Here is a 24,511-nt window from a genome sequence, read left to right as displayed (position 1 = left end):
TCAGATGAGATTTAGATACCCATTTTTTCAAACATAGCGATATGAAGCAGGCCCCCATTTCTAAAAAATTAGTGAAAGGTTCCAGATAAAGACAGTCTGCTTAAAAATCGGTTAATTCTCTTTGGTATTTTTACTTAAAGGCAGGGCAAAAGACGGTTTTTTATCCACAGAGGTATTATTTTTGGTAAGAGAAACTGTAGGAAAGTTGATATAAAAAAAGTATATTCATGACAAAATATTTCATTATCACATTTTTGCTTTTCATTGAGTCCAGAATGAAGGCTACAAGGAAAACGGTCTATGACTGTGGGTTCAAGATGGTATAAGTTCGATTTTCATAATCACACTCCTGCCTCCGATGATTATGCAATTCCTGAACTGTCAGACCGTGAGTGGCTTCTCGCTTATATGAGAAAGAAGGTGGACTGTGTCGTGATCAGCGATCACAACAGCGGAGCACGCATCGATCCGCTGAAAACTGAACTTCAGCGGATGAGTATTGAGGCGCAGACCGGAGCAATAGAGGGATACAGGCCGCTTACACTTTTTCCTGGCGTAGAGCTTACGGCAACCGGAAATGTGCACATTCTGGCTGTTTTTCATACAGAAAGGGGCAGCGCGGATGTGGAAAGGCTCATCGGGCAGTGTAGTAATTCCCCGCACCGCCGGGAGCAGCCGAATCATCAGCTTGTTCTCCAGCTCGGACCGGCCGGGATCATCAGTAAAATACGTCTTAATCCTGAAGCCCTGTGCATACTCGCGCACATAGATGCGCCAAAGGGCATCCTGACAATGACTAACCAGGGAGAGCTTGAAGCGGCTTTCCATGCACAGCCACATGCAGTAGAAATCAGGCATGACCTTTCCGGTATCACAAACGGAACTCACCTGCGGCTTATTGGTAATCTCCCTAAATTACGTGGTTCTGATGCACACCATCCCGATCACGCAGGCTCACGTTCATGCTGGGTGAAAATGTCACGGCCGGATTTTGACGGACTACGGCATGCACTTCTTGATCACGATAACTGCATCCTTTTTGACACACCGCCTCCTGAAGAACCTGCTCTTCAGTTGCGCAGTCTCAAACTACGCACACGTCTCTGCTGTCCAGTGGATGGCGGGACCGCAGATGTGAAATTCAGCCCTTTCTACAATGCCGTTATAGGTTCGCGGGGAAGCGGAAAGTCAACACTGATCGAAAGTGTGCGCCTCGCCATGCGTAAAACCTCAGGACTGTCTGCCTCTCAGAAAGGCGTACTGGATGCTTTCAGCGAGGTTGGTAAAGGGATGGCCGCTGACTCAGTAATCGAATGTATATACCGGAAGGACGGCACTGATTTTAGACTGAGCTGGAGACCGGAGCATGTCCATCAGCTTCACAACTGGACTGACGGTGAGTGGCAAGAGGACGCTCACTGGTCAGCCGATCGTTTCCCTGTTTCCGTGTTCAGCCAGAAGATGCTCTATGAGCTTGCATCTGACAATGAGTCTTTTCTCAGGGTGTGTGATGAAAGTTCTGAAGTGAACAAACGCGCATGGTCTGAACGGTGGGGGCAGCTGGAAAGGGATTTTAAAAATGAGCGAACGACCCTGCGAGGATACCTGGCCAGTCAGCAAAGTGAATCGTCACTTAAAGGCGAACTTGCAGATGCTGAACGTGCCGTCAGCCAGCTAAGTGAGAGTGACTATTATCCTGTTCGGCAACGGCTGGCCGCGGCAGAGCAGGAACTGTCAGAAGCCACCGCCGCACTGCAGCGTTTTGAAGACCACATCTCTTCCGTTGAGGCGCAGAGTGGCACTGCAACTGAGGATAAACATCCTGACAGCAACCCATCTGTGAGCCTGAAAGAGATTAGCGCGTTAATTTCAGGCGCACAGCAGTCTTTTGAACATGGCATCAGGGATCTCCTTAATAGTGCCGGTGCAGCGGTCAGGGGCATCAGGGATGGCGAGCATCTTGCGGCTCTGCATGCTGTAGTCCTGAGTGAGAAGGAAAATGTTGACCGTGAGGCTGCTTCTCTGCGCGAAAAGGGCCTCAATCCGGATACGCTGGATCAACTGATGGAGCGGTGCGAACGCCTGCGTAGCTCGCTCAAAGAGTATACCGGCCTTGAGGATGCCACTGCCGCATCACAAGAGCGTATCAGTAGTTTACTCAATGAAATGCGTCAGCACCGGAAAGCACTTACTGAGAGCCGGCGACAATTTCTGTCATCTCTTGAACTTCAGGAACTAGAGATAAAGGTTTTACCACTGTTCGCTTCCAGTGATATTGCTGTCTCGGGCTATCAGAAGGCTACCGGAATAACCAGTTATTCTGAACGTATATATGATTCTGAAGCGCAGAGCGGCCTTCTTAAAGAATTCATAGCCCACCGGCCATTTCGGCCCGTTCCGGCCGACACCGACGCGAAATATGCGCTTCTTGATAAGGTGAAAAAGTTACATTTTGATTTGAAACACAATGAGATTACGGCAGTGCATGATCTTCACGGTGCTTTTGCTAACAGGATCCGTGGGATGTCAGATGAAGCTCTGGACTCCCTTATGTGCTGGTATCCCGATGACGGAATCTACATAAAGTATCGTGCACCAAGTGGAAACATGGAAGACATCACGTCTGCCTCTCCTGGTCAGAAGGGGGCGAGTATGCTGCAGTTCCTGCTCTCCTACGGAACTGACCCACTTATCCTTGATCAGCCCGAGGACGATCTGGACTGTCTGATGCTGAGTCAGAGCGTCATTCCTGCCATTGCTGCCAATAAAAAGCGTCGACAGCTGGTCATTGTGTCGCATTCTGCTCCAATAGTAGTGAACGGCGATGCAGAGTATGTGATCAGTATGAAGCATGACCGGGCCGGTCTGAGCCCAAGCCTCTGCGGTGCGCTCCAGGAAAAGGAAATGAAAGAGCTGATCTGCCGTCAGATGGAAGGTGGAGAAAAAGCATTTCGATCGCGTTACGAACGTATTCTCAGCTGAACGATGCCGTGGCCTTTACGCTTTCGCCGAGAAGCACCTGAGCAAAACACACCGGCCTGCCTTGTGCGAGAAATTGATTCTTATAAAACCTAAGGGGGGGAAATGAACGGACTTTCTGGTATTAACTGGACACAGATTTTGACCCTCTTGATAAGTACCTCCGTTCCGGCATTCATCGCTTTACGTTCAATCCGACAGAGTCATAACCTCACATTAGAAAGGGATGCTCAGGCTCACAAACGCCAGAGGGAATTGCAACAGGATAATGACGAGAGGCTTCGCAGGCGGGAGCGTCATTTCATTTCCACAGAACTTATATTTATTCTTGAAGCATTTGCTGTGGAATGTGCCAGTGTGGCTCTTGATAAGGGTATTCCACGGGAGCTGCCCGCTAAGGGAAAACAGGAAGTTCTGATCCCCTCGTGCGAGGTTCCAGAAATCAGCTTTGGAAATGTGGCCGGAGACTGGCGAACGCTGAATGAACGTGACATGTTTCGAACGAGGGAGATCCCCGTTATGCTGCAGGATGCCCTGGTGCGCATCATTAACCATACTGACCATCTGTCATATGGCATGGACAGTCACGCTATTTTACAAATCCGCGGAGAGTCAGTGGCTCCGGCGGGTCTGCGTGCTGCCTCAGTAGCCCGAAAGCTGAGGCGACAGTGTGGTTTTCCGTCATCCCCTCTTTCTGAAGGGGACTTTTCGGCAGTACGTACACTTCAGAAAGTCAGAATGCGGTGCATCAGAAATGTTATCCGATCTAAGTGCAGCATCAATTCTGAAGAGTATAACTTATGAACTGTCGAGCAGCCTCCACAACACCAGACAATGGTATTGAGGTCAGCGCGTAGAGAATTCTATTGATAAATCGACCCAGATTAGAATTTGAAAGTGAGCATTACAGATGAATTTCAGGAAGGAACAGTCCCAGTTAAAACGATGGTACAAAGACATCAACTGGGGCGTGCACAGAAAGCTGGCTGAAGAATTTTTTCAGAAAGTCATTCTTCAGGCAGAGCAGGCGGGTTTTTTCGAGACACTGTACGTATCTGTGAATGATCATGGACGTCAGATACAGCTTGCTGCCGGATATCATCCTGCAGGACCTCTTGAGCAGACCTATGATTCTTTCGGAAACAGAACTGGTCAGCGGTTTCCAACGGAAGGTGGTGCAGCATTAGTGATTTCCCAGGGAGCAGACGGTAGCGTAGGCATTTTTCTGTATCCGTTTAAATCAGAAAAAATGTCCAGGAAAATCCCCCACATTACATGGGCTTTATTTACAGACCCCAAAAAAATTACAGAGCAAGTTTTGCAAAACGTGATTCGTGATTATTTTACTTATATGCGCGTTACCAGTGTCCATTTTTCTGAGAGTTTCCGTGAGAGGCTCAGAATCAGGTATCTAGAATTGAGGAGCCTAAAATACTCTAAAGGGGGGGGACTGATGCCATTTATTGTCAGGCACTGGCTCAAAGAATTCATTGTACTTTGCGGAGCAGTTGCGGGCGTCATTGCTCTATTTAAGTAAGCTTTCTTGTGAAAGAAAGTCCGGGGACCCGGCCCCCGAACTGTTGACTACTTGCTGTAGATAACCCATTAATGATCTGGCCACAGCGATTCATGCGCCGGCGTAAACTGATTACTCTCCTACCGAGAATTTACCGGAATGGTTGCTGCGTAGGCACGCAGCTTCTCATCAATGCTGTCAACCAGGGCATTTGCAACTTCGCTCAGCGTCTGGGTTTCTCCTATACGAGAGTCTTCAATGCTGTAGAGATGCAGTGAACAGGAATCCTCTTTGAAACGGTATCCCATACCCAGATTATTATTTTGGAAAATTACGGGCGCACCATAACCTGGATCTGGTGCGAGAATATGGCCGTTGCAGTAAGGCAGTGTGAAACGTTCAATTGCCTCAGCAGGCAGGGCCCGGGTATTTTCAGTGCGCAACGCAATCAGGACCTGATACAGTCCCTTCTCACTGTTCTCAGGCTGAAAAATAGCAGCTCTTGCATATACACCCATCGCACTGACCTCGCTGAGACCAACTGCGTGCTCCAGCCCCTGAATGCCGCGGAGCTGGTTGATCTGATGATAATAATCCTGACGCCGGTATCCTATCCCCCAGAAGCGGGCAACGCTTGCCCAGAAAGCCTCAATGGTTTTCTCGTCTCTTCCGGCGATCTCACAGAACAGGGCAAAATGCATGGATATGCCGCCGTAGACCTGTTGTCCACGAGGCAGAACCTGGCTGGCGCGCATACGAAGATATTGCGCGTTGCGAAGGAGGATTTTTGTCAGATCGTCTTCGTTATGGATCCCCAGTAGTTCACGGTAAGCGGTTTCATACTGAGGGGCCATAGGCACGTTGTTCCAGGCTGGCATCAGGTAACACCCTACGAACTGGACAATGTCCTGATCCAGAGATGCAACAATCGGACTTTTGACGCAAAAAACGTGGATAGTGCTGCCCATTGTCATGTTAACCATCTCGCGCAAAAGCGTGGACATGTTAACGTCGCGGGCTTTTGAGACTTCCTTAAGCGCCAGGCCCTGATTGGAAGGAATACCTTTAACCGAAACGGAAATGGTGTTGTGGGATTCGTTTTGCTCCGATGAATCACGAATAGCCATATCAAGGACCTCTTTCTGAATTTACTCTTAGGTTAGGTTTTGTATCCCTTGATTGATTTGTACTTCAATCAAGTGTTGGTAATACAATGTAAGTTTTTTACTACCATGTCAATTTTTTATTATTAATCCCTTTCATTTTCCGCGCAGATCCGGAAAAAGGCGGAACCGGATCTTCCCCACGTTACCGGCGGTTTTCTGCGCAATACCCCACATGTTGTGGCTCACTCAGATGCCTGAGACACAACATACGGGGTGCGTCAGGCGAAAGGCTGCCTGAAAACCCCGCTTCCGCCCGCCCCGCCGCCGTGCTACCCTTCCGGTTACTGCCCGATACGGAAAAAGTCGGATCCAGTGGTGAGCGGCTTCCGGTAATTTCGTAAAGGGAATATAAGCAGACTTACTGTCAGAATATTGAAGGTAAGCTAAGTTATCTGTTCAGAAGTGACCATCACGTCAGAATCAGTCACCACTGTAAATAAGCAGGGTGCTCATAATTAACCGGAGAACTGTCATGTTTGAATCAATGAAGCGCAGTGATGATTTTGGCTATGCCTTTGAGAAGATCCGCAACGCCATTTTGTCGCCGGGTGAAAACAACCTTTATGCCGCCACTCACCTCGGGCTCAACATCATCAGCAAAAAGTCTGCCCAGTTCCGCCAGGAGCTGCGCGACGCCGGCGAGCTCGGCGATAATGAATATGATCTGGACACCTACGGGCACGCCATCGGGGTACTGCAGCGCTGGTTTGAGGGCAACCCGGACGGGCTGACCGAACGGGATGCGCGGATCTACAGCCAGTACCTGCAGGCGGCGCATCAGGGATTTGTGGCGCTGGCTGATGAAATCAGGGCTAACCAGTTATGAAAAAGGAATTTGTGTCGGAGCTGTTTGCCGGCGATGACGACTGGCACAATAACGCATGCCTGAATGAGTGGCTTCACGATTACGGAGCAACTTATGCGGCCGGTTACCGGCGGGCTGCTGAACTTCTGATAGAGCATATTGATACCAAAGGACGGGATCAGGATGTGCTTGTCTATCCTGTTGTTTTCCTTTACCGGCATCATGTCGAACTCGCCCTCAAGCGAATTATCACGCTCTGCCTGCTGCAGATAAATGACCCGGATATTAAAGGACCAAAGGCCGTTCACGACCTTAACGTTCTGTGGGACCACGCCAGAAAACTGGTCAGAAAGGTTGACCCTTCTTTTCCGCGTGCCAACCACAGTAATACGGATGCCGTCATCAAGGAACTGATTGCCATTGATTCTGGTTCAACGGCGTTCCGGTATGACCGGACAAGGGAAGGAGAGCCCAGTCTGACCGGCATTTCCCACATTAATACACGGCTGTTTGGCGAGAAAATGAAAGCAGCCTGTTATGAACTTGACTGCATGGATTCTTATATCGCTGAATCATACAGCTTGTTTTTAAACATGATGAGCGATTCCCGCTACCAGCCTTGATGTCGCGCTTATGAAAATCCTCATTAATGCTTACCGGAGACAGCTGTGAATTTGCCAGTATCCTATATTCCTCATCAAGACACGGCCCACCTTCCGGTTGCCATTGATTATCCGGCTGCGCTGGCGCTGCGACAGATGGCTGCGCTGATTGACGACTTACCCAAATATCTGCTGGCGCCGGAGGTCAGCGCCCTGCTGCACTATGTGCCGGACCTGCACCGGAAGATGCTGCTGACCACCATGTGGAACACCGGCGCGCGTATCAACGAGGCGCTGGCCCTGACGCGGGCCGACTTCACCCTGACGCCGCCTCACCCGTTTGTGCAGCTGGCCACGCTGAAGCAGCGGGGCGAAAAGGTCGCCCGCGGGCCGGGTCGTACGCCGTCCGGCGTGGTCCCTCACCGGCTGGTTCCGCTGTCCGATCCGCAGTACATCGCCCAGCTGGAGATGATGGTGGCCACTCTGCGGATCCCGGTTGAGCGGCGCAATCCTGACACCGGCCGGACGGAAAAGGTGCGCCTCTGGACCGTGACCGACCGCACTGTGCGCACCTGGATCAACGAAGCCGTGGCGGCCGCTGCGTCAGACGGCGTGACCTTCTCGGTGCCGGTGACGCCGCACACCTTCCGGCACAGCTACGCGATGCACATGCTTTACGCGGGGATCCCGCTGAAGGCGCTGCAGAGCCTTATGGGGCACAAGAGCCTGAAGTCAACGGAAGTCTATACGAAGGTGTTTGCGCTGGACGTGGCGGCACGTCACAGGGTGCAGTTTTCGATGCCGGGCAATGAGGCTGTGGCAATGCTCAGGAAGGAATGACGGAAGGTATACTTAATTTGGCCTGTTTGTTTTTACAGGCCAATAATATCAGTTAACGATGTAAATTGGCCATATAATAATTGGCTACCTAAATTGGCTATTTGAGTGTTTTTCTATTCGAGAAACAATACACTCTATATAGTAATCATTTGTAATTGTTTCTATTGGTATTATCTTTAAGGTTATTTTGTTGTTGTCGATTTAAGTGTGCACTATTTAATATCAAACTTTTTTAGTAGAGTGATAGTTTCTTCGTTGATTGTTTTAAATGATTACATTCTTGATTCTGAGATGTAACTGATGGCTGGTTATTACGGAGAGGTGAAAGATTGATGTAATGAAAAAGGCCACCTGATAAAGGTGGCCTTCGGTACTGCAAACTTTTGTGTTCGTCGGCCTGCATTTTTCAGCGTCGTAGGGGGAGTGCCGTCTCGTATCCCTACCGAGACTCTATTACAGCATCATAAGGCTTATAGGTCAACCCTATTCGTCAAACCCTACTTTGAGCCACTCATCGACCTCACCTTCTACAGCCTCATCGGAATCTGCTGCACCTATAGCTTGATACAATTTCTTTAAGGCAGCGTATTTTGCTTTTAACTGGTCAACTTCTTGTGAAGAATCTACGTGTTTCTGAGTCAGATCCTCAATGATAAGTTTATCGCTCTGAATCTGAGCAAAGAATTTATCGTTAGTCTTTTGCAAGTTTGCTAAACCCATCGCTGTCAAAAGTCCCTTATCAAGTGCGGTCATATCGTTGGGACTAAGTTTACGAGGATAACTTTGACTTCTAACGTATTGGCGAGTTGTACCTTGCCACTTCCTTTCAAGCGGTGGAAGGATCCGATTATACGAAACACTCTGTATCATTTCGCAGAGGGCGAAGCTGTTTTGTCCGTGTGTAAACTCGGATATGTTTTGAGTCGATTGTGACTCCAGTTGGAATATGGCGTTATTTTTTTTGCTAGCATCAGGTTCCACGGAAGTGATTGGAACAACTTTGGCACCCCAGGCGTCGCAGCTTACAATAATAGCCGGTCTACGTTTATGCATCTCGCCTTCTTGATTTGCACATGGATATATAGAACTATCAGATAAACCATTTGTAAAGTTAAGTGATTGATATATATGTCCATATTCAACTATTACGATAGCGCCCTTTCGTGCAACCTGTGCAGCAGTACTTCTTCTTGACATTGACAAGGTTTGCGATAAATAAACCTCATCCGATATATCTTTCTCTGTCAGCCAAATACCCCAGATATTTTTAGCAATACCCAGAACATATTGAACACGCCATCTAAAACATTGATTTCCCGAAAACTTTATTGTTATAAAAAAAGGGGGGATCTTTTTTTTATTCATATTAGATATGGGTATAAGTACTTCTTCAATGTCATCAATTGATTTAGTACCAAGGAGGCGATCATTCTGCGGTTTGTTGCCAAGCAGAAAGTATTTTATAGTTACCGCAGCCATCGTATTCCTTCTTTCAATACATTTTCTTTATCAAATGGTGTTATACATTAATTAATCACGCTCATGGCGTCAAAATTAGATTTAAAAAATCTTCTAAAGTGTACATCCATTTTCTGTTTATATAGTTAGTTTGAGTTAGCGCTGTTCATGATTCAGCTCATTAGTATCAAAACTCACATAAAATCTTGCTGCAATATTGTAGCATGCTACATTGTTGCAGCAAACAATTTGAAAGCTGTTATTTTTTTGTATACATTGTCTTGCAGCAAGATTGCTGCTTAATTGAGAGGGTGTATGGCCTGGATTGTCGGATTCATTTCCCAAAAAGGTGGTGTTGGTAAAAGCACGATGTCCCGTGCATTTGGCCGTGAGGCAAACGCAGGAGGTATTGTTACTAAAATAGCTGATCTTGATACTGAACAGGCTACTACCACTGACTGGCATCGTAGACGCCTTTCCAATGGTCTTCCCCCTGCCTGTTCAGTTGAGCTTTTCAAGACTGTTTCTCAGGCACTATCAGTTGCAGACAATGTCGATCTTCTCATCTTGGATGGTCCCGCTCGTGCAAGTAAGGGCACGACTGAAATTGCTAAAGTGGCTGATCTTGTAGTGCAGCCTACAGGTGCATCACTCGATGACTTAGTTCCAGCAATCAAAGTTTTTCATGCGCTAGTTAAAGAAGGCGTTCCACGCAATAAACTCGTTTTCTCATTGAGCAGGGTTGGAACTGATGCTGAAGAAGCTGACGCTCGTGCCTATATCTTAGAGGCTGGCTATGACGTTCTCGACGGCTGTCTTTTCGAAAAACCCGCTTACCGCAAAGCAATGAATGCAGGGCTTGCGGTTACTGAAACCCGATACAAAGGTCTCAATGAAAGAGCTGATGAACTGATTCAGGCTCTCATTAACAAAGTGGGAGAGCAAAATGGCTGATTTGTCTGCATTGAAAAATAAATCTAAATCTAAAGGTTTAGGCTCTCCTCCGGGACCTGATGAATACGCTACGAGTCTGAACTCTCCAGAGGTCGCGCCAGCACCAGATATTGCTGAAGCGGCAAAAGCACCGTCTTCAGCTGGGGCTTCACTGGAACAACCTGTCCAAGAGCCTTATATCAAGCGTGATGGCAGAAGCATGCGCAAAACCAATCGCACAATTCCTTTCGCGACTCGCGTTTCTGCTGAGTTTGATCAGCGCTTCCGGGATATAGCCTATCAGGAAGATCTTAAAATAGTTGAGCTGTTGGAAAAGGCCCTGCAAGCTTATGCGGAAAAACAGGGTTATAACTAGCAGCAAGATTGCTGCTAGATTGCAGCATGATTAAATTCATTCTTACTGCATGAAGCCCGAAGTTAGCTTTTATTTGCTTGCAAGATAGCAGCTATCTTGCTGCATTCTGTTACTTTGAGTTCCTTTTATTTTATTTAGTTTATCTTGCTGCAATCATGCTGCTATCTGTTTTCACTCATTGTGCATTGTTGTGTTCATTTTATATTGCAGCAAGATTGCAGTAATCTTGCTGCATAAAATCGAGGATAGCTTGTTGATAGTTGATTAGGAAAATAGCAGCAAGCTAGCAGCTATCTTGCTGTCATCTTGCTTCTAAATTCTGCTTTTAGGAAACCAATTGCAGACCTACTGTTCATGTTATCTGCAATCTTGCAGCAAGATCATAGAACTTTATGAGATATATAAGAGAATTATTTGAGAAAAGTTGAGGTTGAGTATATATCTGAGTCCCTCCATAGTGTATATTTATCTCATATTGTTCTCAATTAATGGATGGTTTGGGATATGAAAGTGTTCATCGATGATGGTTCTACAAACGTAAAGCTGGCCTGGAAAGAAAACGGCAGTATCAGAACGCAGCTGAGCCCGAACAGCTTCAAGCGCGAATGGTCAGTGGCATTTGGTGAAAAACCGGTTTTCAATTACACCATGAACGGCGAGCAGTACTCTTATGATCCGATTGCGCCGGAAGCGGTGAAAACCACGAACATTGCATGGCAGTACAGCGACGTGAACGTGGTTGCTGTGCATCATGCGCTCCTGCAGACCGGCCTCAAACCCTGTGAGGTGGACATTACGGTTACGCTGCCGCTGACAGAGTTTTATGATCACAATAACCAGCCCGCAGCAGCAAACATCGAAAAGAAAAAGGCGAGCCTGCTGCGTCCGGTTTCTCTGAACGGGGGTGAGGGCTTCAAAATCCGCAGTGTCTCGGTCATGCCCGAATCCATCCCTGCCGGCTTTGAGTTGCTGAGTGAGCTGGACCCGCTCGATTCACTTCTCATTGTTGATCTGGGGGGAACGACGCTCGATATTTCACAGGTCCGTGGTCGCATGAGCGGTATTACGCGCATTCATGGTGACGCAACCATCGGTGTGTCACTGGTAACGACCGCGGTCGCGGACGCGCTGCGTGTTGCAGGAACGCGGGGCAGCAGTTATCTTGCCGATGATATTATTGTCCATCGTAATGATGATGCATACCTGGAGCGCCGGATTAACGACCTCTCCCGCGTGAGCCTGGTTAAAAGTACCATTAACGAATCACTCGAACGTCTGACGCAGCGTGTTCTCAGCGCCATGAAGGCGTTTGAAGGCTATACCCATGTCATGGTGATTGGCGGGGGGGCCGAAATTATTGCCGAGGCCGTTCGCACGCACTGTGGTGTGAGGGCAGAGCGCTTTTATAAAACCGACTCATCCCAGTTCGATTTGGTCAGGGGGATGATTGCTATCGGATAACGTCATGGATACGCGCCGAAAGATCCAGTTTTACATTAATCCTAAAAGCAGCCTCGGTGAGGCCTATGCAGACAGTCACACCGATGAAACTCCGCAGGGTGAGCGCGGCCGTCTCTGGAAGGCGGCCATGCTCAGTGGGTTTGCACTTGAGCGTATTGATCCGCGTCTGCCGTTCCTGCTGTCGGAACTGCTGAGCGAAAACACGACTGCAGAAGAAGTGCTTCAGGTGATACGTGCTGTCAGCCCTAAAAGCGCCACAGCGCAGACTCCGCCTCAGGCTGAAAGCGTTCCTGAGCCGGCTGAAGCATCCCCGAATGCCACTGTCGATGAAACCCGCAGTAATGCCAGAGGCATGTTTGGCGGAGGCTAATTTAACGAGGTCATTATGAACAGACTGGTATTGCTGGTATCCGGATATATCGGATTTATAAAACTCACCGGCAAAGACAGAAAAAGTGCGGCTGAATGGGGCTTTTTACTCGGAATGGCGTGTATAGCTCCACTTCTGTTAGGGGTTATCGATAGTGTGATAGCCAAAGTGGTACTCCAGCTTTTTTGGGGCGTTTTTATCACCCGATCAGCTTTTCTGGCCAATGATACCTGGAAAAAGAACAAGCAGCAGCGCTGAAACTTAATCTTAAATTTACGATGAACCTTAGCGCGCAGCTTAACGACAGTCTGAAAATTAATAATTAAGGCAGGCACCATGAGCAGCTTCAGCGATATCCGGCCTGTTAACATTACCCACGAAGGGTTTGACCGCAGCCACAATGGCCAGTATTTCCAGACCAAAGACCTGGATATGGAATACGACATGGCCGATTACTGTATCTTTAACGGACAGCTCTACAGGAATGTCAGTGATGCCGGGGCAGGGGAGTCCGCCGCGGTGCCTGTGCCGCATACGGGCACAGTCGATATCTACACGTCAGTCAGAGAGTGCAATCAAAAGCTGATTTACTGGGTGGAATACCGTCTCGGGTTTGAGGCAGGCAAACTCATGACTGCTGAGCTTATGGACAAAACGCTGCAGGAAGATCTGCGCGACCTGTCTAAATTACGCCCGGGCAAGCCGGCCAACCGGGTGGAAGTCACGATCAGCGTGAACGGGCTGAGTGCGGAAAGACAACGGACATTTGCAGAAACGCTGACGGACGATAAGCTGTCACGCATCCGCGAAATTCTCGGCGAGCCGAAGGCATCCATTTTCTTCCCCGCTGTACCCGTAGTGAAGGGGAATAAAGATCCGTTTTTACGCTTCTCGTCAGTCATGACGGTGGCCTCTGTGGTGCAGAGCATGGAAGACTTACGCGGCGCAACTGACGAAAATCTTCATGTCGTCTCTCCTACAGGCGACAGGATTGTATTGATTGATGAGTCACATTCAAAATACGTTGCCCACCGGTTCAGTCCGGAAGACCGACAGTCTGAATGACCTTCGCACTGTCACCTGCTCAGGGCGCTGGTTCAGATTACCCGGGCAACCGGTATATCGCTCCAGCGCGTCGTCCACGCCGGTGACAGCATGTCCCGCTTCATCTTCCACTCCGTATCAATGCCCTGACCCGCAAACCATACCCGTCCCAGGCCTGACTGATTGATGCCGTCCAGCACCTGCATCAGCTGTGCGCTGTTCGCCCGCGGCCGGTTGTCGTCAAACAGGTTAAGCTGGCTGACGCCGTGTGGGGTGAAGTCATCGAGCATGACGCCTGCCTTCATGTACCGGTGGCCGTCTATCCAGATGCGGTCCAGCGCACGCATGGCCACGCCGATGATGTCCCGCGTGTCCTGGGTGGGCAGGGTGAGTTTTTCCCCGGCCGTATTGCCGTAAAACGTCTCGCCTACAGCATGCGGTGAGGTACGGACAAACACGCTGATGTGCCTGCAGTACTGGCGTTCGCCCCGGAGCTTCTCGGCGGCTCGCGTTGCGTACTGGCAGAGTGCCTGCTGCATGGCCACTTTGGTGGTAATGCGTGAACCGAAACTGCGGCTGCAGACAATCTGCTGCTTTGCCGGCGGCATCTCTTCCAGGGGAATGCACGCCTCGCCGTTCAGCTCCCGCACCGTCCTTTCAAGCACCACCGAAAAGTTCTTCCGGATGAAGGCGGGGTGCGTGCGCGCCAGCTCGAGCGCGTTTGTGATGCCGAGCAGGTTCAGCTTTTTGCCGATACGTCTGCCAACGCCCCAGATTTCCTCGACCGGCTGGCGCATCAGCAGCGCCTCGGTCCGCTTCGGGTTTCCGGGCGTCAGCGCCAGCACGCCCTTAAACTGTGGCCACTCTTTGGAGGCCCACTGTGCTGATTTGGCCAGCGTTTTGGTCGGGCCGATGCCGGCGCCAATCGTCAGTCCGGTTCTGGCCAGAACATGGGCACGCAGCCGGTGCCCGAAGTGCTCAAAATCCTCACAGCCATCAATGCCGGTCAGATCGAGGAACATTTCATCGATGGAGTACTGCTCGACCCTGGGCGTCATTTCCTCAAGTGCTGACATGGTTCTCTGCGATAATGAATGATTTATGTGGAATGGAACATCGAAATGAGATGAAGTTCTTTCAGTGGCCGTTTATTACCGTACGTGCGCTGCATTCGCACATCCTGAAGCTGCCTGAGTTCATTGCCTCGCTGCATGTGTTTGCTGGCATTCTGCCGGCCCCCATGGGCGCAGATATATTTCTGATTAATCTGTCTGCCAGAAAGGAAAGGGTTTTATTCATGAAGGGCAGGACTCAGCCTGAAAGCCGGAGGTGAATACGACGCCGGTACGGAAGCATAAAAATCAGTTTTTACCGCTTACGCTTGTTGTTGTGACCATCGTTTCTATCATTAAGGCCCTCCGGTGGCTCATCCGGAACACGATAAAATCAACAGTCAGTAAGTTCCTCATTAAACCGTCCCCGTGGCGGTTTTTTTATACCTGAAAATGCTGTTATAAAAAACATCGATCTGAACAATGCCTTAGCATTCATTATGCCTGCAGACATAAAGAAAAAAAACTGCCGGGTCGTCGGGCTGAATGAGAGGGGTTCCTGACGCCACATTAACGGGGCCCCCGTCAGCAACTGTGCATTTTACAGCACTCTGGCGTATGGTACCTGTAGCGGCTCGCAATCGAAAACAGGAGGACTCGCAATCGGCGCAAATTTTGGCTCACAATAACTGCAACTGAAATCGGGTCCGGGCTCACATTAAGTGAAAATGGACCCGCATTTATCCTGCCTGGCTCACAATCCATTTCGACGGACGCACAATAACTGTAAATCAGTTCTGCCATATCAGGAACAACCTTACCAGACGTCAGCATGTTCTTTCTCCGGCCTTCCCTCCGGACGGTTTCATCTGACGGTCACCCTATTTAAAAAGTTATCCCTCACAGGTTCCTTTCACTGAGCATTCCAGGTCATTCGGGTCTTCCAGGTGGTATGTTCATCGACACATCACAAAGCCATAACCATTTCCCCGTCAGCTTTTCAGTCATCCCCTTGTATGCAGTTTTCTTTTAACCAGCCCCTTACTTTTGCCACCGCCGGGCGCGTCAGCGCGTCAGGGGGATACACAAGCCAGTATGCATGTCCGGAGTTAAGCGTCTGCTCAAAAGGCGAAATGATTTCTCCTGACGTCAGTTTTTCCCCGACAAAGCCCCGACGCATCAGCGCGATGCCTTCTCCTGAAAGCATGGCAAGCCAGGCACCGCTGCCATCGCTGAAAACCGGTCCCCGGTCCGCGTCCGCGCTGACGCCACCTGCCCCGGACAGCCAGCGACGCCAGTCATCACGGTGCATATCGTGTAACAGCGTGACGTGCCTCAGCGCTGAAAGAGACGGCGGTGGGTCCAGCCACGCAGCCACTGCCGGAGTGCATACGGCGATATACTCTTCATCAAGCAGTTTTTCGCTGACCGCACCGTCGTACCGGCCATTACCGTGCCTTACCGCCAGATCTATTTCATCCGTAACAAAAGACTGAATGCGGGAGGTTGCGCTGATGCGCAAATCAATTTCCGGAAACGTGCGCTCGAAATGAGGCAGCCGGGGCAGTAACCAGTGAGTGGCAAATCCGCTGGTACAACTGAGTGTCAGGACATGTGAGCGTTTTTCATGCCGCAGCGATTCTGTCGCGTCTTTTATCAGCCGGAATGCCGTGCTGAGTGAGGAAAAATAGGCCTCACCCGCGGGCGTCAGCGCCAGTCCCCGTCCGTTTCTGCGAAACAGGATGATGCCAAGCTGCTGCTCAAGGTCCCGGATGTGCAGACTGACGGCCCCCGGCGTAACGTGCAGCTCCAGACCGGCACGGGTCATGCTGAGGTGTCTGGCGGCGGATTCAAACGCCCTCAGCGCTCTGAGGGAAGGAAGATTGTCACGCATTGTTGAGTTTTCCTCAAAACAGGGCCGGGGATAAATCGTTTCTCCTGATGGCCCAACCGCATTATTAATACCACACACTGATAATGACGGTAATGATTCAGGAGCAGCGCTGCCGTGAATATAAAACACATGAAACTTTCCGACTGGGGCCTGCTTTTTTTGCTTTCACTGCTGTGGGGCGGCTCATTTTTTTTTAACGGCGTGCTGGTAAAACATCTCTCTCCTCTGCCGCTGGTCGCCGCCCGGGTCACGCTGGCAGCGGCTGTGCTGTGGGGCGTTCTGCTTGTCTGTCACATACACGTGCCACGCAGTGCAAAAGTGTGGGGCAGTTTCATGATTATGGGGCTGCTGAACAACGTTCTGCCTTTTCTGCTTATCGTATGGGGGCAGTCACGTATTGCCAGCGGCACGGCGGCCATTCTTAACGCCACAACGCCGCTTTTTACCGTGCTGCTGGCCCACCGTTTTACCTCCGATGAGCGTCTGTCCTGGCGACGCACCGCGGGCGTGCTGACCGGCTTTGGTGGCGTCGCATGGATGCTGGGGCATGATAACATCACCCGGGGACAACACAGCCTTCCCGCAGAGCTGGCCGTGCTGGCCGCCGCCCTCAGCTATGCCATCGCCAGCCTCTGGGGACGCCGGTTTAACCGCGCGGGACTGTCACCCCTGGTGCCGGCGGCAGGACAGCTCACGGCCTCATCGCTGCTGACGTTACCTGCTGTTTTCCTGACCGGTGATGCCCGTGCATTTCTGCTGGCAGATCTCAGCAGCTGGCTGGCTCTCGCGGGTCTGGCCGTTTTTTCAACCGCCTTGGCCTATCTGATTTTTTTCGGCTGCTGTCGAGTGCCGGCGCAACCAACCTCATGCTCGTGACCTTTCTTATTCCCGTCACGGCGGTGCTGGCTGGCTGTACTCTGCTGGGCGAATCCCTGACGGCCGCCAGGCTCACCGGCATGGGGGTACTGGCTGCAGGACTGATAATACTCGATGGCCGGCTCCTGTCTGCAGGCTTCTGGCGGTATGGCCGCATCAGGGAAGGTCTGCACCGTAAGCACGGACAGAAAGAACGCTGACAGCCTGCCTCACAACAGCACACCCTTCCGCCATGGCGGATACATTACGGCCTGAAATAGCAGACCAGGTGCGGCAGGAAGAAGCGGACAAAAGGATACGTGACGGACATGAATCAGGCCTGTTTACCCGGTTTATATTCCACTCTGGCCTGCAGGCCCTCAAGGAGAAAGTCGAGCCGAGACGCCACGGATACGCGCCCCTTCTGCACTACTGTGGTGGCGTACAGCCCAGACTCAGCCTGCAGAAGTCAGGTGTTCGCTGCGCTGGGTGTAGCCATGGGGGAAATGAGGTTCTGTTACTTTGGATCTGTTCAGCATGTCCCTGTGGGACTGACAGCCGCGATGACCGATAACGGCAGTGTGCTACATAGCGGACTCAACAAGAACGTTCGCTGACTTACTCGGGTTCATCGTATGCACGACGCCAGTACGCAGTCCGGAGAGCAATGGGATGGCTGAATCGCTCGTGAAAACGTTCGAGCGCGACTACGTGTATGTAAATGATTTACCGGATGCCATCACTGTAATGGGAAAACTGCCGGAATGGATGGAAGACTATAATAACTGGCATACACATAAAGGTCTGAAAATGCAGTCGCCGGGAGAGTACATAAGTTCACTACTCGCTATAAATTAACCGTGTCCGTTTATGCCGGGGCAACTCCAGGGTTTAGTTTAAGTGCTATACCCCGTCACAAAGAGAGAGATAAAGTCATGATTGAGACGATGAGAATCGCCGAGATTAGTGATGCAGAGGCCGTTACGGCACTGACAAGAATGGCTTACGCTAAGTGGATACCTGTGATTGGCCGGGAACCTCTTCCAGTGAAGGCCGATCACGCCGCGTTCATTAAAGAGCACAGAGTCGACCTTTTGTTCTGTGGCGCTGAGCTGGTCGCGCTCGTCGAAACAATTCAGTGCAAGGAAGATATTCTCATTGAAAACGTCGCCGTTGATCCACGTTTCCAGAAACGCGGTTATGGAAGAAAAATGCTGATCCATGCAGAGCAATTAGCAGTTCAAGCCGGTTTAGATGTCGTCCGGCTCTATACGAACTCGCTATTTGAAGAGAATATTCGCTTTTACAACTCACTCGGCTATGAATCTGAATACAGTGAGGAACGAAACGGCGGAGTAATTATCCACATGCGTAAACGCGTGACCTGGACGATATCTGATGTGAAAAATGACAACTGAGTCAGGTAAACAGCACTAACTAATATGGTGCCAGTCTACAGGCTGTGCTCATAGCGGACCTTAATGTACTGACAATTTCTGTAGATTTTCAATTCCACATAAGTGAGTTCAGTGAAATGGAACATTCACTGGATGAAATTCAAGCATCAGTGCTGGTGTCAGAAGTGAACACAATACTCACTCCTTTTCACTTCTGCGCACGCCTTTCTGAGTGCCGCCGGCGCGCAGTCCTGTCAATCGCATCCGATACGGTTTGATACAACGCGCAGGGAAAATCGTGACCCATGCCCTCGACAGGCATGAATTTGGCTCCGGCTATGGATGCGGCTGTATCCCTGCCACAGTCCAGAGGTATCAGTGGATCATCAACTCCATGCACCACCAAAGTCGGCGCTACTATCCGCGCGAGCCGTGAACGGATATCGCCGGTTGCAGCTATCGCGGCAATCTGCCTTCCCAGTGCACCCGGATCACAGGCACGCCGGGTTTCTTCCAGAACCAGGGCCCTGTGTGCTTCTTCATTGAAAGGATAACCCGGACTGGAGATGCGCTTTGCAAATGCCAGACTGTGTGCCAGAAAACCGGCTTCATCCTTTACAGGATGAGGTGCAGGTTTCGTTAACATGGCCAGGATGTCCGGGGCAGCAGAGGGAAGATTCGGATTTCCCGTACCGGACATGATGGATGTCAAAGACAGCATGCGCTCCGGATGCTCACTGCACATCAGTTGAGCGATCATTCCGCCCATGGATCTTCCAACGACGTGTGCCTTGTCGATTTTCAGAGCATCGAGCAATCCCATCGCATCTTTTGCCATGTCGTAGAGCGTGTATGGCACGGCCGGCGTACGGCCAGTCATGACTGCGTTCGCCAGAGCTGAAAAATCCGGTGTCGGGGAGTTCGTGAAGTGCGTTGAATAACCTGCATCACGATTATCAAACCGAATGACCCGAAACCCCTTTGCCACTAAACTCTCGCAGAACACTTCTGGCCATCGGAGCATTTGAGACCCGAGACCAGATATCAAAAGGATTGATCCGGCATCTCCGTACCCAAAACTTTCGTAGCTCAGGGTAATGCCGTTTGACTCAACGGATACCATCATTTTGCCCCTTCTTAAACCCGGGATCATCTACAGGAGTCAGAGGCAGAAGGCGTGAGTCTTCAAGTGCAGCCGTCCTGTGGCCAATGCCAGCGAGATAATCTTTGTTGTTCGCTAAAGCGAAAAAAGACTGAACGCTGCTCTGGCGGACCATCATGATTAAATCCCAGCGCTCCTGCTCCGGACCAGTGAGGAAAGAGCCGCCCGATCCGAGAAACAAAAGTTCTCCCCCGCTTTGATGGAGGAAGGGAAGCGCGTGGTGAATGTAGCGATAAAAAGCGTCGGCACCGCTGACAGGGGCCTCCGGCGCCAACTCCGGGCTGGCGGAATAATTGGCGATTTCGCGGAATCGCAACATATTCAGCATAACAATGCTGCCCTGTATTCCACGCTTGCTCAGCACACGTCCTGATTCCTGCGTGGGTTCCAGGTAGCGGGCATATGCAGATAAAGAAGTCATTGGTTTTGTACTCTTTCGTCTTTCAATGAGTGAACCACACGGCTAGTCAGTGAATGCCAGTTGCATAGCGTGCTCCCGTATATCGCTGGGCCATGCGGCGATGAGCCCCTGAAATTTCACTGGCTCACTGGCAAAAAGCGCCCGCGTTGCTTCTTCAAATCCGGGCAGGTCACCCGCGACAGCAAGCATGAAGTAGTAGGCCCGTTCGAGCGCCTTGCGAACTTTTTCTTTCTCGCTGTTAGCCCGTCGTGCTTCCTCGACCAGCTTTCTCAGCGCCACTGAGGCCCCACCGGGTTGACCGGCAAGCCATTCCCAGTGACGCGGAAGCAAGGTCACTTCACGCGCAGTCACGCCTAATTTCGGCCGGCCACGGCCTCTTGAGCGGCAAGGTTCTGACGTGTCGCTCTGGCTGACCGCCTCTGTCTGGGCGGAGGCTGCGGAGGTTAGCTTTGCAACGACCTCTTCCTCTGAACCTCTGATATCAATATCGACCGGACGACCTGTCGCATTATCGATTATCAGAAAAGGCCCTGCGGCCGTATTCTCACTTGCCCGCCTGACTGCAAGAGCACTGGTTTGCAGAGACCCCGTTGCGAGGCGTCTGTGGCCATCGAAACTCGTATAGGAGTCTGAATGGGATTCTTTCATAGACAGGTCTCTTCAGTGATGGCCACTGTGCAGACTGTGTACACAGGAGCCCGGAAAAATCGGGAAGCAGAACATCAAAGGTATGAACCTGATGAACCAGGAGGAACTTTGCCTTGCCAGTGCTCCAGGCACTTGTCCAGCTCGGATGTGTAATCAAAGCCCGGTTCCGGACGCTCCTTAATCAGCTCAAGAATTTCAAACACAAAGTGATCTTCCCCGAGCAAACGCCAGTCTTCCATCAACTCCGGATTCCGGTGAACACCCATGCGCAGCTCCATTCGGTGGCGATTCAGTGAACCGTTTAAATTGGTGCTTTTCCCTACCAGCTGTTTTCCTGTGATTTTGTTTGTGACGGAGAAAATCCCCATCGATGGGAACGTATGCTTGTATATGCTGGCAAGCTCTTTACGCTTGGCCTTTTCCATCAGTGTTTCTCCTTATCTGAAGCAATCGTACGGCCGGCGCATGTCTGCGAAGCCTGCAATGCTTGTCCCTTCAACCAGGGGAGTGCGTGTGTCGGCCAGCTCTTTCAGAGACCCGAAGGCGTCCGCAAAGAAGGCTCAGGTTGCATCTACGAAAAAAAGTCTGTCGCCAGCCATATCGCACCTCAGGAAGTGACATTCTTTTTTAAATTCCTGCTCCCGGACTGTCCATCAGGAGCTTCATCCTCAACCAGCAGGCGCTGGGCCGCGCTAATTTTTCACAGCTGGTCAGAGATCCATTCCCGGTAACGTCTGAATAAAGCGATGCCCCAACCGTTCATTAAGCAGGCTAATTCAGGCTCTGACTCACCCGGCTTAAAAAAAGACAGGCAATGGGTTCATAAGTACCCAGCCGCACTGGCCCATCATCCGACGCACATCCTGAGCAATTCGTCACGAAATGGAAGTTCATTCTTAGACGATGGCTTAATATTATCCGGGTAAAAAACAATGTCAATAACATCCGGGTATAAATACCTGTCGAAACTTTTATGAAAACGCCGGGAAGCCAGACAGGTATACATCAGCAGACGGAAGAGGCTCGCTACCGACTTATCAGCCCGGCCTGCGGCAGAGTTCCGGCCAGGCCTGCAGCTATGTGACACTCCGACATATTGGCCGTTTTTTATACGGTTAACGGTTCGTGCTACCGGGCGCATGACACACGGAAGTTCGCCCGAATGGTAGGACTTGAACCGAGAAACACGGCCGTGCGTAGCCCTGAAAGCAATGGAATGGCAGAGAATTTCGTGAAAACGATGAAGCGCGACTATATCAGTACCATGCCGAAGCCTGACGGGTTGACGGCAGTGAAGAACCTTGCGGAAGCGTTCGAACACTATAACTAATGGCATCCGCACAGTACGCTGGGATACCGCTCGCCGCGTGAATACCTGCGGCGTCGGAGCAGTAATGGGTTAAGTGATAAAAGGTGTCATCCATTGGTAATCACACCAATCCAGTGATGTGGCTTATACAGGTGTCCACGAGCGTACTCGTGCTGATTGCCGACCAGACTGACAAGGTGCCGGGATGAAGGATACGCACACATTGCAGATCAGCTGGTAGAACAGAATGGCCTGTCGCTGCTGCTACCGAATAATTCAGAGGGGGCGCTGACAATGTCGCATAAAAACTGGGTGAGTCGCCGCCATCGGCAAAGACGGGACATTGATCGAGCACATAAGCCGGGTAAATATCAGGGAAAGCAGGCCGACAATGAGCGGCATCAGAAAGTAACAGACCGCCGGCAGGTCAAAAAGCTCAGTATCCGTGAAACGGCAGATGCGACAGGTTACTGCGTTTCGCCGGATACGAGCGCTGTACAAAAATAATGAATCTGTCTGAAACACGGGAATACCGGTGTTTATTTACGAGCTTGGCGTACGGGCCAGTCAGGCCTTGTAAAGGTAGTGGGGACTGGAGATATGTTGCGTCTGACTCCCGCTCCTCGATCAAAAATGCCTGTCAGCGGGGTCTGGCTCCCATAACACATCCTGAGAGGTGCTAAAAAGCATCGTAAAGAACAATCATTTTTCGATATCCAGACTGCCCCTACACCACCTTGCGTATGGCCGGGACAAGCAGCATAACTCTTGCGGTTGCCCAACTCAGGGCCAGGGCCACGATGAACGTTATCAGGAATTTAACCCCCGCATGCAGGTTCTGGCCCAGCAGGAGCCATTGGCACCATAGTACAAACAGGTAATGGACGAGATAGATGCCGTAGGCGCAACGCGCCAGATTGTTCATCCAAGGATGCGGGCGACGAACTGTTCCCCTGAAAATCGCGAGAAAGCCAAAGCAACTTGCGACGCAACTCAATACCCAAAGAATCGCTTCGAGCGCTCCGCGGCCCGGCGCAGACAATCCGACCATGATGATTGATGAATGAGGTACTGTCATTAACAGAGTATAGGCGACAACACTCCCCACTACCCACAGGAGCCAGTGGCGTACTAACCCGCCGTCACGCGCGAGAAGCCCACGATTCGTGCCTCCCCGCCCAATCCAGACCCCCGCCATAAACCACAACAGGTATAAGCCGAAACGACTAGTCTGAAAGTAGAGGGGCCGAACCAGAAATACGGACCACCCTGCGAAACCGAATACCTTTAAGGCAGGTAAATAGGCGAAACCGCATGCGGAAAACATTATGAAGGCCATGAGTAGCGGGCGACGCTCCAGCAAGGTTGCCTTCGGCATTAGGGCAATGTCGCGCTTCTGTCTCGCCAAAAAGACAATCGCGATGACGATGTCAAACAGCAGCAACAGCCAGACAAACCATAGCGGTCCTGGGGTAAAGCCCTGTGTGACATTCTGCAGCCAATAGCTGGCAAAGCCTTCATTACTACCCGTTATCAGCCATGAAGCGTAGTAGGCCATCGGCATTAATGTCGGGACCAGAGCGACGAAGGGGATGCCCAGCCTTAGCATCCTGCTTTTCAGAAACGCCATAGCGCCTCCGCACAACAGCGATGGCCAGACAAACAATCCGGAAACAAAGAACATCAGCGACATGAAAAATACATCGTTAAAGTTCTCCGCATAATCGAGAAAAATCGTGTGCCTTTCGTTGACGACAGGCGCTGTCGATTCCAGATATTGAGCCATGTTGAAATGGGCAAAGGTGGTATAAGCCAGCGCGCTATGATGGGCCACGACCATGACGGTCAGCGTTGCCCGCAGATAGTCGATTGAGATATCTCTCGGCCTGAGGGTAAATGCCGGATCGGCTAAGCCAGACTCGTGACATCTGGGATGATCATCAATAGCTTTCGCCATATTAAACAATCCGTCGCATGATGCTGGAAGCAGGATAAAGGGGAATTGTTAGACGACAATTACAAAACGCCTTTCAGCGTCAATTACCGTTGAAAAAAGTGACAAATCACTTTCTATAAAATGCCGCCGTATGATCTACAGATGTATTCCGCTTTGTAGCCAAGACTGTTCGGTGCTCACTTCGCTGCGCTCCGCCTCAGCCCTGCCAAAAAATCGTTGCAGGTTAGTTTTTATCGGCCTGATGAAAGGCTGTTTTAGCAAAGCAT

The 24,511-nt window shown here is 50.7% G+C and carries 23 protein-coding genes and 4 pseudogenes; 18 read left to right on the top strand and 9 right to left on the bottom strand.

What is annotated here, in order from left to right; genetic code table 11:
* Window positions 1–300: 300 nt before the first annotated feature.
* From ppl to IBT54_RS21245, 3 genes are all read left to right on the top strand, one after another.
* On the top strand, window positions 301–2,982 hold the full coding sequence (ppl, locus tag IBT54_RS21255) for an anti-phage protein Ppl (protein WP_201252966.1): 2,682 nt from the start codon (window positions 301–303) through the stop codon (window positions 2,980–2,982).
* A 102-nt stretch (window positions 2,983–3,084) separates the two neighbouring features.
* Window positions 3,085–3,783 (top strand): hypothetical protein, encoded by a 699-nt coding sequence (locus IBT54_RS21250; RefSeq protein ID WP_201252965.1) that lies wholly within the window; start codon window positions 3,085–3,087, stop codon window positions 3,781–3,783.
* Window positions 3,784–3,889: 106 nt separating this feature from the next.
* Window positions 3,890–4,516: a hypothetical protein gene (locus IBT54_RS21245; RefSeq protein ID WP_201252964.1), complete on the top strand. Its 627-nt coding sequence runs from the start codon at window positions 3,890–3,892 to the stop codon at window positions 4,514–4,516.
* Between the two features lie 119 nt (window positions 4,517–4,635).
* On the opposite strand, the gene IBT54_RS25280 is transcribed toward IBT54_RS21245, so the two are convergent.
* Window positions 4,636–5,622: a hypothetical protein gene (locus IBT54_RS25280; RefSeq protein WP_236263592.1), complete on the bottom strand. Its 987-nt coding sequence runs from the start codon at window positions 5,620–5,622 to the stop codon at window positions 4,636–4,638.
* 511 nt (window positions 5,623–6,133) lie between these two features.
* Here IBT54_RS25280 and IBT54_RS21235 point away from each other — a divergent pair.
* Genes IBT54_RS21235 through IBT54_RS21225 form a run of 3 tightly spaced genes read left to right on the top strand, consistent with a single transcriptional unit; the run spans window position 6,134 to window position 7,908 of the window.
* Complete coding sequence (locus tag IBT54_RS21235) at window positions 6,134–6,487, top strand: hypothetical protein (RefSeq protein ID WP_201252963.1); 354 nt, start codon at window positions 6,134–6,136, stop codon at window positions 6,485–6,487.
* On the top strand, window positions 6,484–7,089 hold the full coding sequence (locus tag IBT54_RS21230; protein WP_236263590.1) for a hypothetical protein: 606 nt from the start codon (window positions 6,484–6,486) through the stop codon (window positions 7,087–7,089). The genes IBT54_RS21235 and IBT54_RS21230 overlap by 4 nt, the downstream gene beginning before the upstream one ends.
* A 45-nt stretch (window positions 7,090–7,134) precedes the next feature.
* A complete protein-coding gene (locus IBT54_RS21225) occupies window positions 7,135–7,908 on the top strand; it encodes a site-specific integrase (RefSeq protein WP_201252962.1) in 774 nt (257 codons plus the stop codon).
* Window positions 7,909–8,391: 483 nt separating this feature from the next.
* On the opposite strand, the gene IBT54_RS21220 is transcribed toward IBT54_RS21225, so the two are convergent.
* Complete coding sequence (locus tag IBT54_RS21220) at window positions 8,392–9,387, bottom strand: type II toxin-antitoxin system PemK/MazF family toxin (RefSeq protein WP_201252961.1); 996 nt, start codon at window positions 9,385–9,387, stop codon at window positions 8,392–8,394.
* 294 nt (window positions 9,388–9,681) lie between these two features.
* Between IBT54_RS21220 and IBT54_RS21215 the strand changes: the two genes are divergently transcribed.
* From IBT54_RS21215 to IBT54_RS21190, 6 genes are all read left to right on the top strand, one after another.
* Window positions 9,682–10,320, top strand: a complete 639-nt coding sequence (locus IBT54_RS21215) for a ParA family protein (protein WP_116585293.1) — start codon at window positions 9,682–9,684, stop codon at window positions 10,318–10,320.
* Window positions 10,313–10,675: a hypothetical protein gene (locus IBT54_RS21210; protein WP_201252960.1), complete on the top strand. Its 363-nt coding sequence runs from the start codon at window positions 10,313–10,315 to the stop codon at window positions 10,673–10,675. Before IBT54_RS21215 ends, IBT54_RS21210 begins: the two co-directional genes overlap by 8 nt.
* A gap of 504 nt (window positions 10,676–11,179) precedes the next feature.
* A complete protein-coding gene (locus IBT54_RS21205; protein WP_201252959.1) occupies window positions 11,180–12,136 on the top strand; it encodes a plasmid segregation protein ParM in 957 nt (318 codons plus the stop codon).
* A gap of 4 nt (window positions 12,137–12,140) precedes the next feature.
* A complete protein-coding gene (locus IBT54_RS21200; protein ID WP_039343688.1) occupies window positions 12,141–12,506 on the top strand; it encodes a plasmid partitioning/stability family protein in 366 nt (121 codons plus the stop codon).
* A 15-nt stretch (window positions 12,507–12,521) separates the two neighbouring features.
* Window positions 12,522–12,764 carry a hypothetical protein gene (locus IBT54_RS21195; protein ID WP_201252958.1) on the top strand — a complete coding sequence of 81 codons (243 nt, stop codon included), beginning with the start codon at window positions 12,522–12,524 and terminating at the stop codon, window positions 12,762–12,764.
* Between the two features lie 78 nt (window positions 12,765–12,842).
* A complete protein-coding gene (locus IBT54_RS21190) occupies window positions 12,843–13,571 on the top strand; it encodes a hypothetical protein (protein WP_201252957.1) in 729 nt (242 codons plus the stop codon).
* 32 nt (window positions 13,572–13,603) lie between these two features.
* On the opposite strand, the pseudogene umuC reads toward IBT54_RS21190, so the two are convergent.
* A pseudogene (gene umuC / locus IBT54_RS21185) lies at window positions 13,604–14,659 on the bottom strand (translesion error-prone DNA polymerase V subunit UmuC); the annotation flags it as partial.
* Between the two features lie 943 nt (window positions 14,660–15,602).
* Window positions 15,603–16,496, bottom strand: coding sequence for a transcriptional regulator GcvA (gene gcvA, locus IBT54_RS21180; RefSeq protein ID WP_201252956.1), 894 nt, complete (start codon window positions 16,494–16,496; stop codon window positions 15,603–15,605).
* A 114-nt stretch (window positions 16,497–16,610) separates the two neighbouring features.
* Here gcvA and IBT54_RS21175 point away from each other — a divergent pair, with 114 nt between their 5' ends.
* The 4 genes and pseudogenes from IBT54_RS21175 (at window position 16,611) to IBT54_RS21160 (ending at window position 18,769) form a co-directional block, all read left to right on the top strand.
* Window positions 16,611–17,372 carry a DMT family transporter gene (locus IBT54_RS21175; RefSeq protein ID WP_201252955.1) on the top strand — a complete coding sequence of 254 codons (762 nt, stop codon included), beginning with the start codon at window positions 16,611–16,613 and terminating at the stop codon, window positions 17,370–17,372.
* Window positions 17,363–17,572, top strand: a complete 210-nt coding sequence (locus IBT54_RS21170) for a hypothetical protein (protein WP_201252954.1) — start codon at window positions 17,363–17,365, stop codon at window positions 17,570–17,572. Before IBT54_RS21175 ends, IBT54_RS21170 begins: the two co-directional genes overlap by 10 nt.
* Before the next feature lie 300 nt (window positions 17,573–17,872).
* A pseudogene (locus IBT54_RS21165) lies at window positions 17,873–18,209 on the top strand (integrase core domain-containing protein); the annotation flags it as partial.
* A 77-nt stretch (window positions 18,210–18,286) separates the two neighbouring features.
* Window positions 18,287–18,769, top strand: coding sequence for an N-acetyltransferase (locus IBT54_RS21160; protein WP_201252953.1), 483 nt, complete (start codon window positions 18,287–18,289; stop codon window positions 18,767–18,769).
* Window positions 18,770–18,956: 187 nt separating this feature from the next.
* On the opposite strand, the gene IBT54_RS21155 is transcribed toward IBT54_RS21160, so the two are convergent.
* The 4 genes from IBT54_RS21155 to IBT54_RS21140 all read right to left on the bottom strand — a co-directional run bounded on the left by IBT54_RS21155 (window position 18,957) and on the right by IBT54_RS21140 (window position 21,404).
* The gene (locus tag IBT54_RS21155) at window positions 18,957–19,874 is read right to left on the bottom strand and encodes an alpha/beta fold hydrolase (protein ID WP_201252952.1); all 918 of its coding nucleotides are present in this window, start codon (window positions 19,872–19,874) and stop codon (window positions 18,957–18,959) included.
* Window positions 19,858–20,331, bottom strand: a complete 474-nt coding sequence (locus IBT54_RS21150) for a DUF1330 domain-containing protein (protein ID WP_201252951.1) — start codon at window positions 20,329–20,331, stop codon at window positions 19,858–19,860. Before IBT54_RS21150 ends, IBT54_RS21155 begins: the two co-directional genes overlap by 17 nt.
* Before the next feature lie 42 nt (window positions 20,332–20,373).
* Entirely contained in the window at window positions 20,374–20,979 is a 606-nt protein-coding gene (locus tag IBT54_RS21145; protein ID WP_201252950.1) for a DUF2239 family protein, read from the bottom strand.
* A gap of 74 nt (window positions 20,980–21,053) precedes the next feature.
* Window positions 21,054–21,404: a GIY-YIG nuclease family protein gene (locus tag IBT54_RS21140; RefSeq protein WP_201252949.1), complete on the bottom strand. Its 351-nt coding sequence runs from the start codon at window positions 21,402–21,404 to the stop codon at window positions 21,054–21,056.
* 686 nt (window positions 21,405–22,090) lie between these two features.
* Between IBT54_RS21140 and IBT54_RS21135 the strand changes: the two are divergent.
* Window positions 22,091–22,426 (top strand): annotated as a pseudogene (locus IBT54_RS21135) (integrase core domain-containing protein); the annotation flags it as partial.
* A 156-nt stretch (window positions 22,427–22,582) separates the two neighbouring features.
* Window positions 22,583–22,808: pseudogene (locus tag IBT54_RS21130) on the top strand (resolvase); the annotation flags it as partial.
* Between the two features lie 207 nt (window positions 22,809–23,015).
* Here IBT54_RS21130 and IBT54_RS21125 read toward each other — a convergent pair.
* Window positions 23,016–24,245, bottom strand: a complete 1,230-nt coding sequence (locus IBT54_RS21125; RefSeq protein ID WP_201252948.1) for an acyltransferase — start codon at window positions 24,243–24,245, stop codon at window positions 23,016–23,018.
* Window positions 24,246–24,511: the final 266 nt, after the last annotated feature.

The organism is Pantoea sp. S62, from assembly GCF_016658625.1.
GTDB classification, from domain to species: Bacteria; Pseudomonadota; Gammaproteobacteria; order Enterobacterales; family Enterobacteriaceae; genus Pantoea; species Pantoea vagans.
This window is presented reverse-complemented; position numbering and strand designations above follow the sequence as displayed.

What these genes read in the sequence shown, in the direction of transcription:
- ppl (WP_201252966.1), top strand. Translation starts at nt 301, where the DNA reads ATGACTGTGGGTTCAAGATGGTATAAGTTCGATTTTCATAATCACACT.
- IBT54_RS21250 (WP_201252965.1), top strand. Translation starts at nt 3,085, where the DNA reads ATGAACGGACTTTCTGGTATTAACTGGACACAGATTTTGACCCTCTTG.
- IBT54_RS21245 (WP_201252964.1), top strand. Translation starts at nt 3,890, where the DNA reads ATGAATTTCAGGAAGGAACAGTCCCAGTTAAAACGATGGTACAAAGAC.
- IBT54_RS25280 (WP_236263592.1), bottom strand. Translation starts at nt 5,622, where the DNA reads ATGGCTATTCGTGATTCATCGGAGCAAAACGAATCCCACAACACCATT.
- IBT54_RS21235 (WP_201252963.1), top strand. Translation starts at nt 6,134, where the DNA reads ATGTTTGAATCAATGAAGCGCAGTGATGATTTTGGCTATGCCTTTGAG.
- IBT54_RS21230 (WP_236263590.1), top strand. Translation starts at nt 6,484, where the DNA reads ATGAAAAAGGAATTTGTGTCGGAGCTGTTTGCCGGCGATGACGACTGG.
- IBT54_RS21220 (WP_201252961.1), bottom strand. Translation starts at nt 9,387, where the DNA reads ATGGCTGCGGTAACTATAAAATACTTTCTGCTTGGCAACAAACCGCAG.
- IBT54_RS21215 (WP_116585293.1), top strand. Translation starts at nt 9,682, where the DNA reads ATGGCCTGGATTGTCGGATTCATTTCCCAAAAAGGTGGTGTTGGTAAA.
- IBT54_RS21210 (WP_201252960.1), top strand. Translation starts at nt 10,313, where the DNA reads ATGGCTGATTTGTCTGCATTGAAAAATAAATCTAAATCTAAAGGTTTA.
- IBT54_RS21205 (WP_201252959.1), top strand. Translation starts at nt 11,180, where the DNA reads ATGAAAGTGTTCATCGATGATGGTTCTACAAACGTAAAGCTGGCCTGG.
- IBT54_RS21200 (WP_039343688.1), top strand. Translation starts at nt 12,141, where the DNA reads ATGGATACGCGCCGAAAGATCCAGTTTTACATTAATCCTAAAAGCAGC.
- IBT54_RS21195 (WP_201252958.1), top strand. Translation starts at nt 12,522, where the DNA reads ATGAACAGACTGGTATTGCTGGTATCCGGATATATCGGATTTATAAAA.
- IBT54_RS21190 (WP_201252957.1), top strand. Translation starts at nt 12,843, where the DNA reads ATGAGCAGCTTCAGCGATATCCGGCCTGTTAACATTACCCACGAAGGG.
- gcvA (WP_201252956.1), bottom strand. Translation starts at nt 16,496, where the DNA reads ATGCGTGACAATCTTCCTTCCCTCAGAGCGCTGAGGGCGTTTGAATCC.
- IBT54_RS21170 (WP_201252954.1), top strand. Translation starts at nt 17,363, where the DNA reads ATGCTCGTGACCTTTCTTATTCCCGTCACGGCGGTGCTGGCTGGCTGT.
- IBT54_RS21160 (WP_201252953.1), top strand. Translation starts at nt 18,287, where the DNA reads ATGATTGAGACGATGAGAATCGCCGAGATTAGTGATGCAGAGGCCGTT.
- IBT54_RS21155 (WP_201252952.1), bottom strand. Translation starts at nt 19,874, where the DNA reads ATGATGGTATCCGTTGAGTCAAACGGCATTACCCTGAGCTACGAAAGT.
- IBT54_RS21150 (WP_201252951.1), bottom strand. Translation starts at nt 20,331, where the DNA reads ATGACTTCTTTATCTGCATATGCCCGCTACCTGGAACCCACGCAGGAA.
- IBT54_RS21145 (WP_201252950.1), bottom strand. Translation starts at nt 20,979, where the DNA reads ATGAAAGAATCCCATTCAGACTCCTATACGAGTTTCGATGGCCACAGA.
- IBT54_RS21140 (WP_201252949.1), bottom strand. Translation starts at nt 21,404, where the DNA reads ATGGAAAAGGCCAAGCGTAAAGAGCTTGCCAGCATATACAAGCATACG.
- IBT54_RS21125 (WP_201252948.1), bottom strand. Translation starts at nt 24,245, where the DNA reads ATGGCGAAAGCTATTGATGATCATCCCAGATGTCACGAGTCTGGCTTA.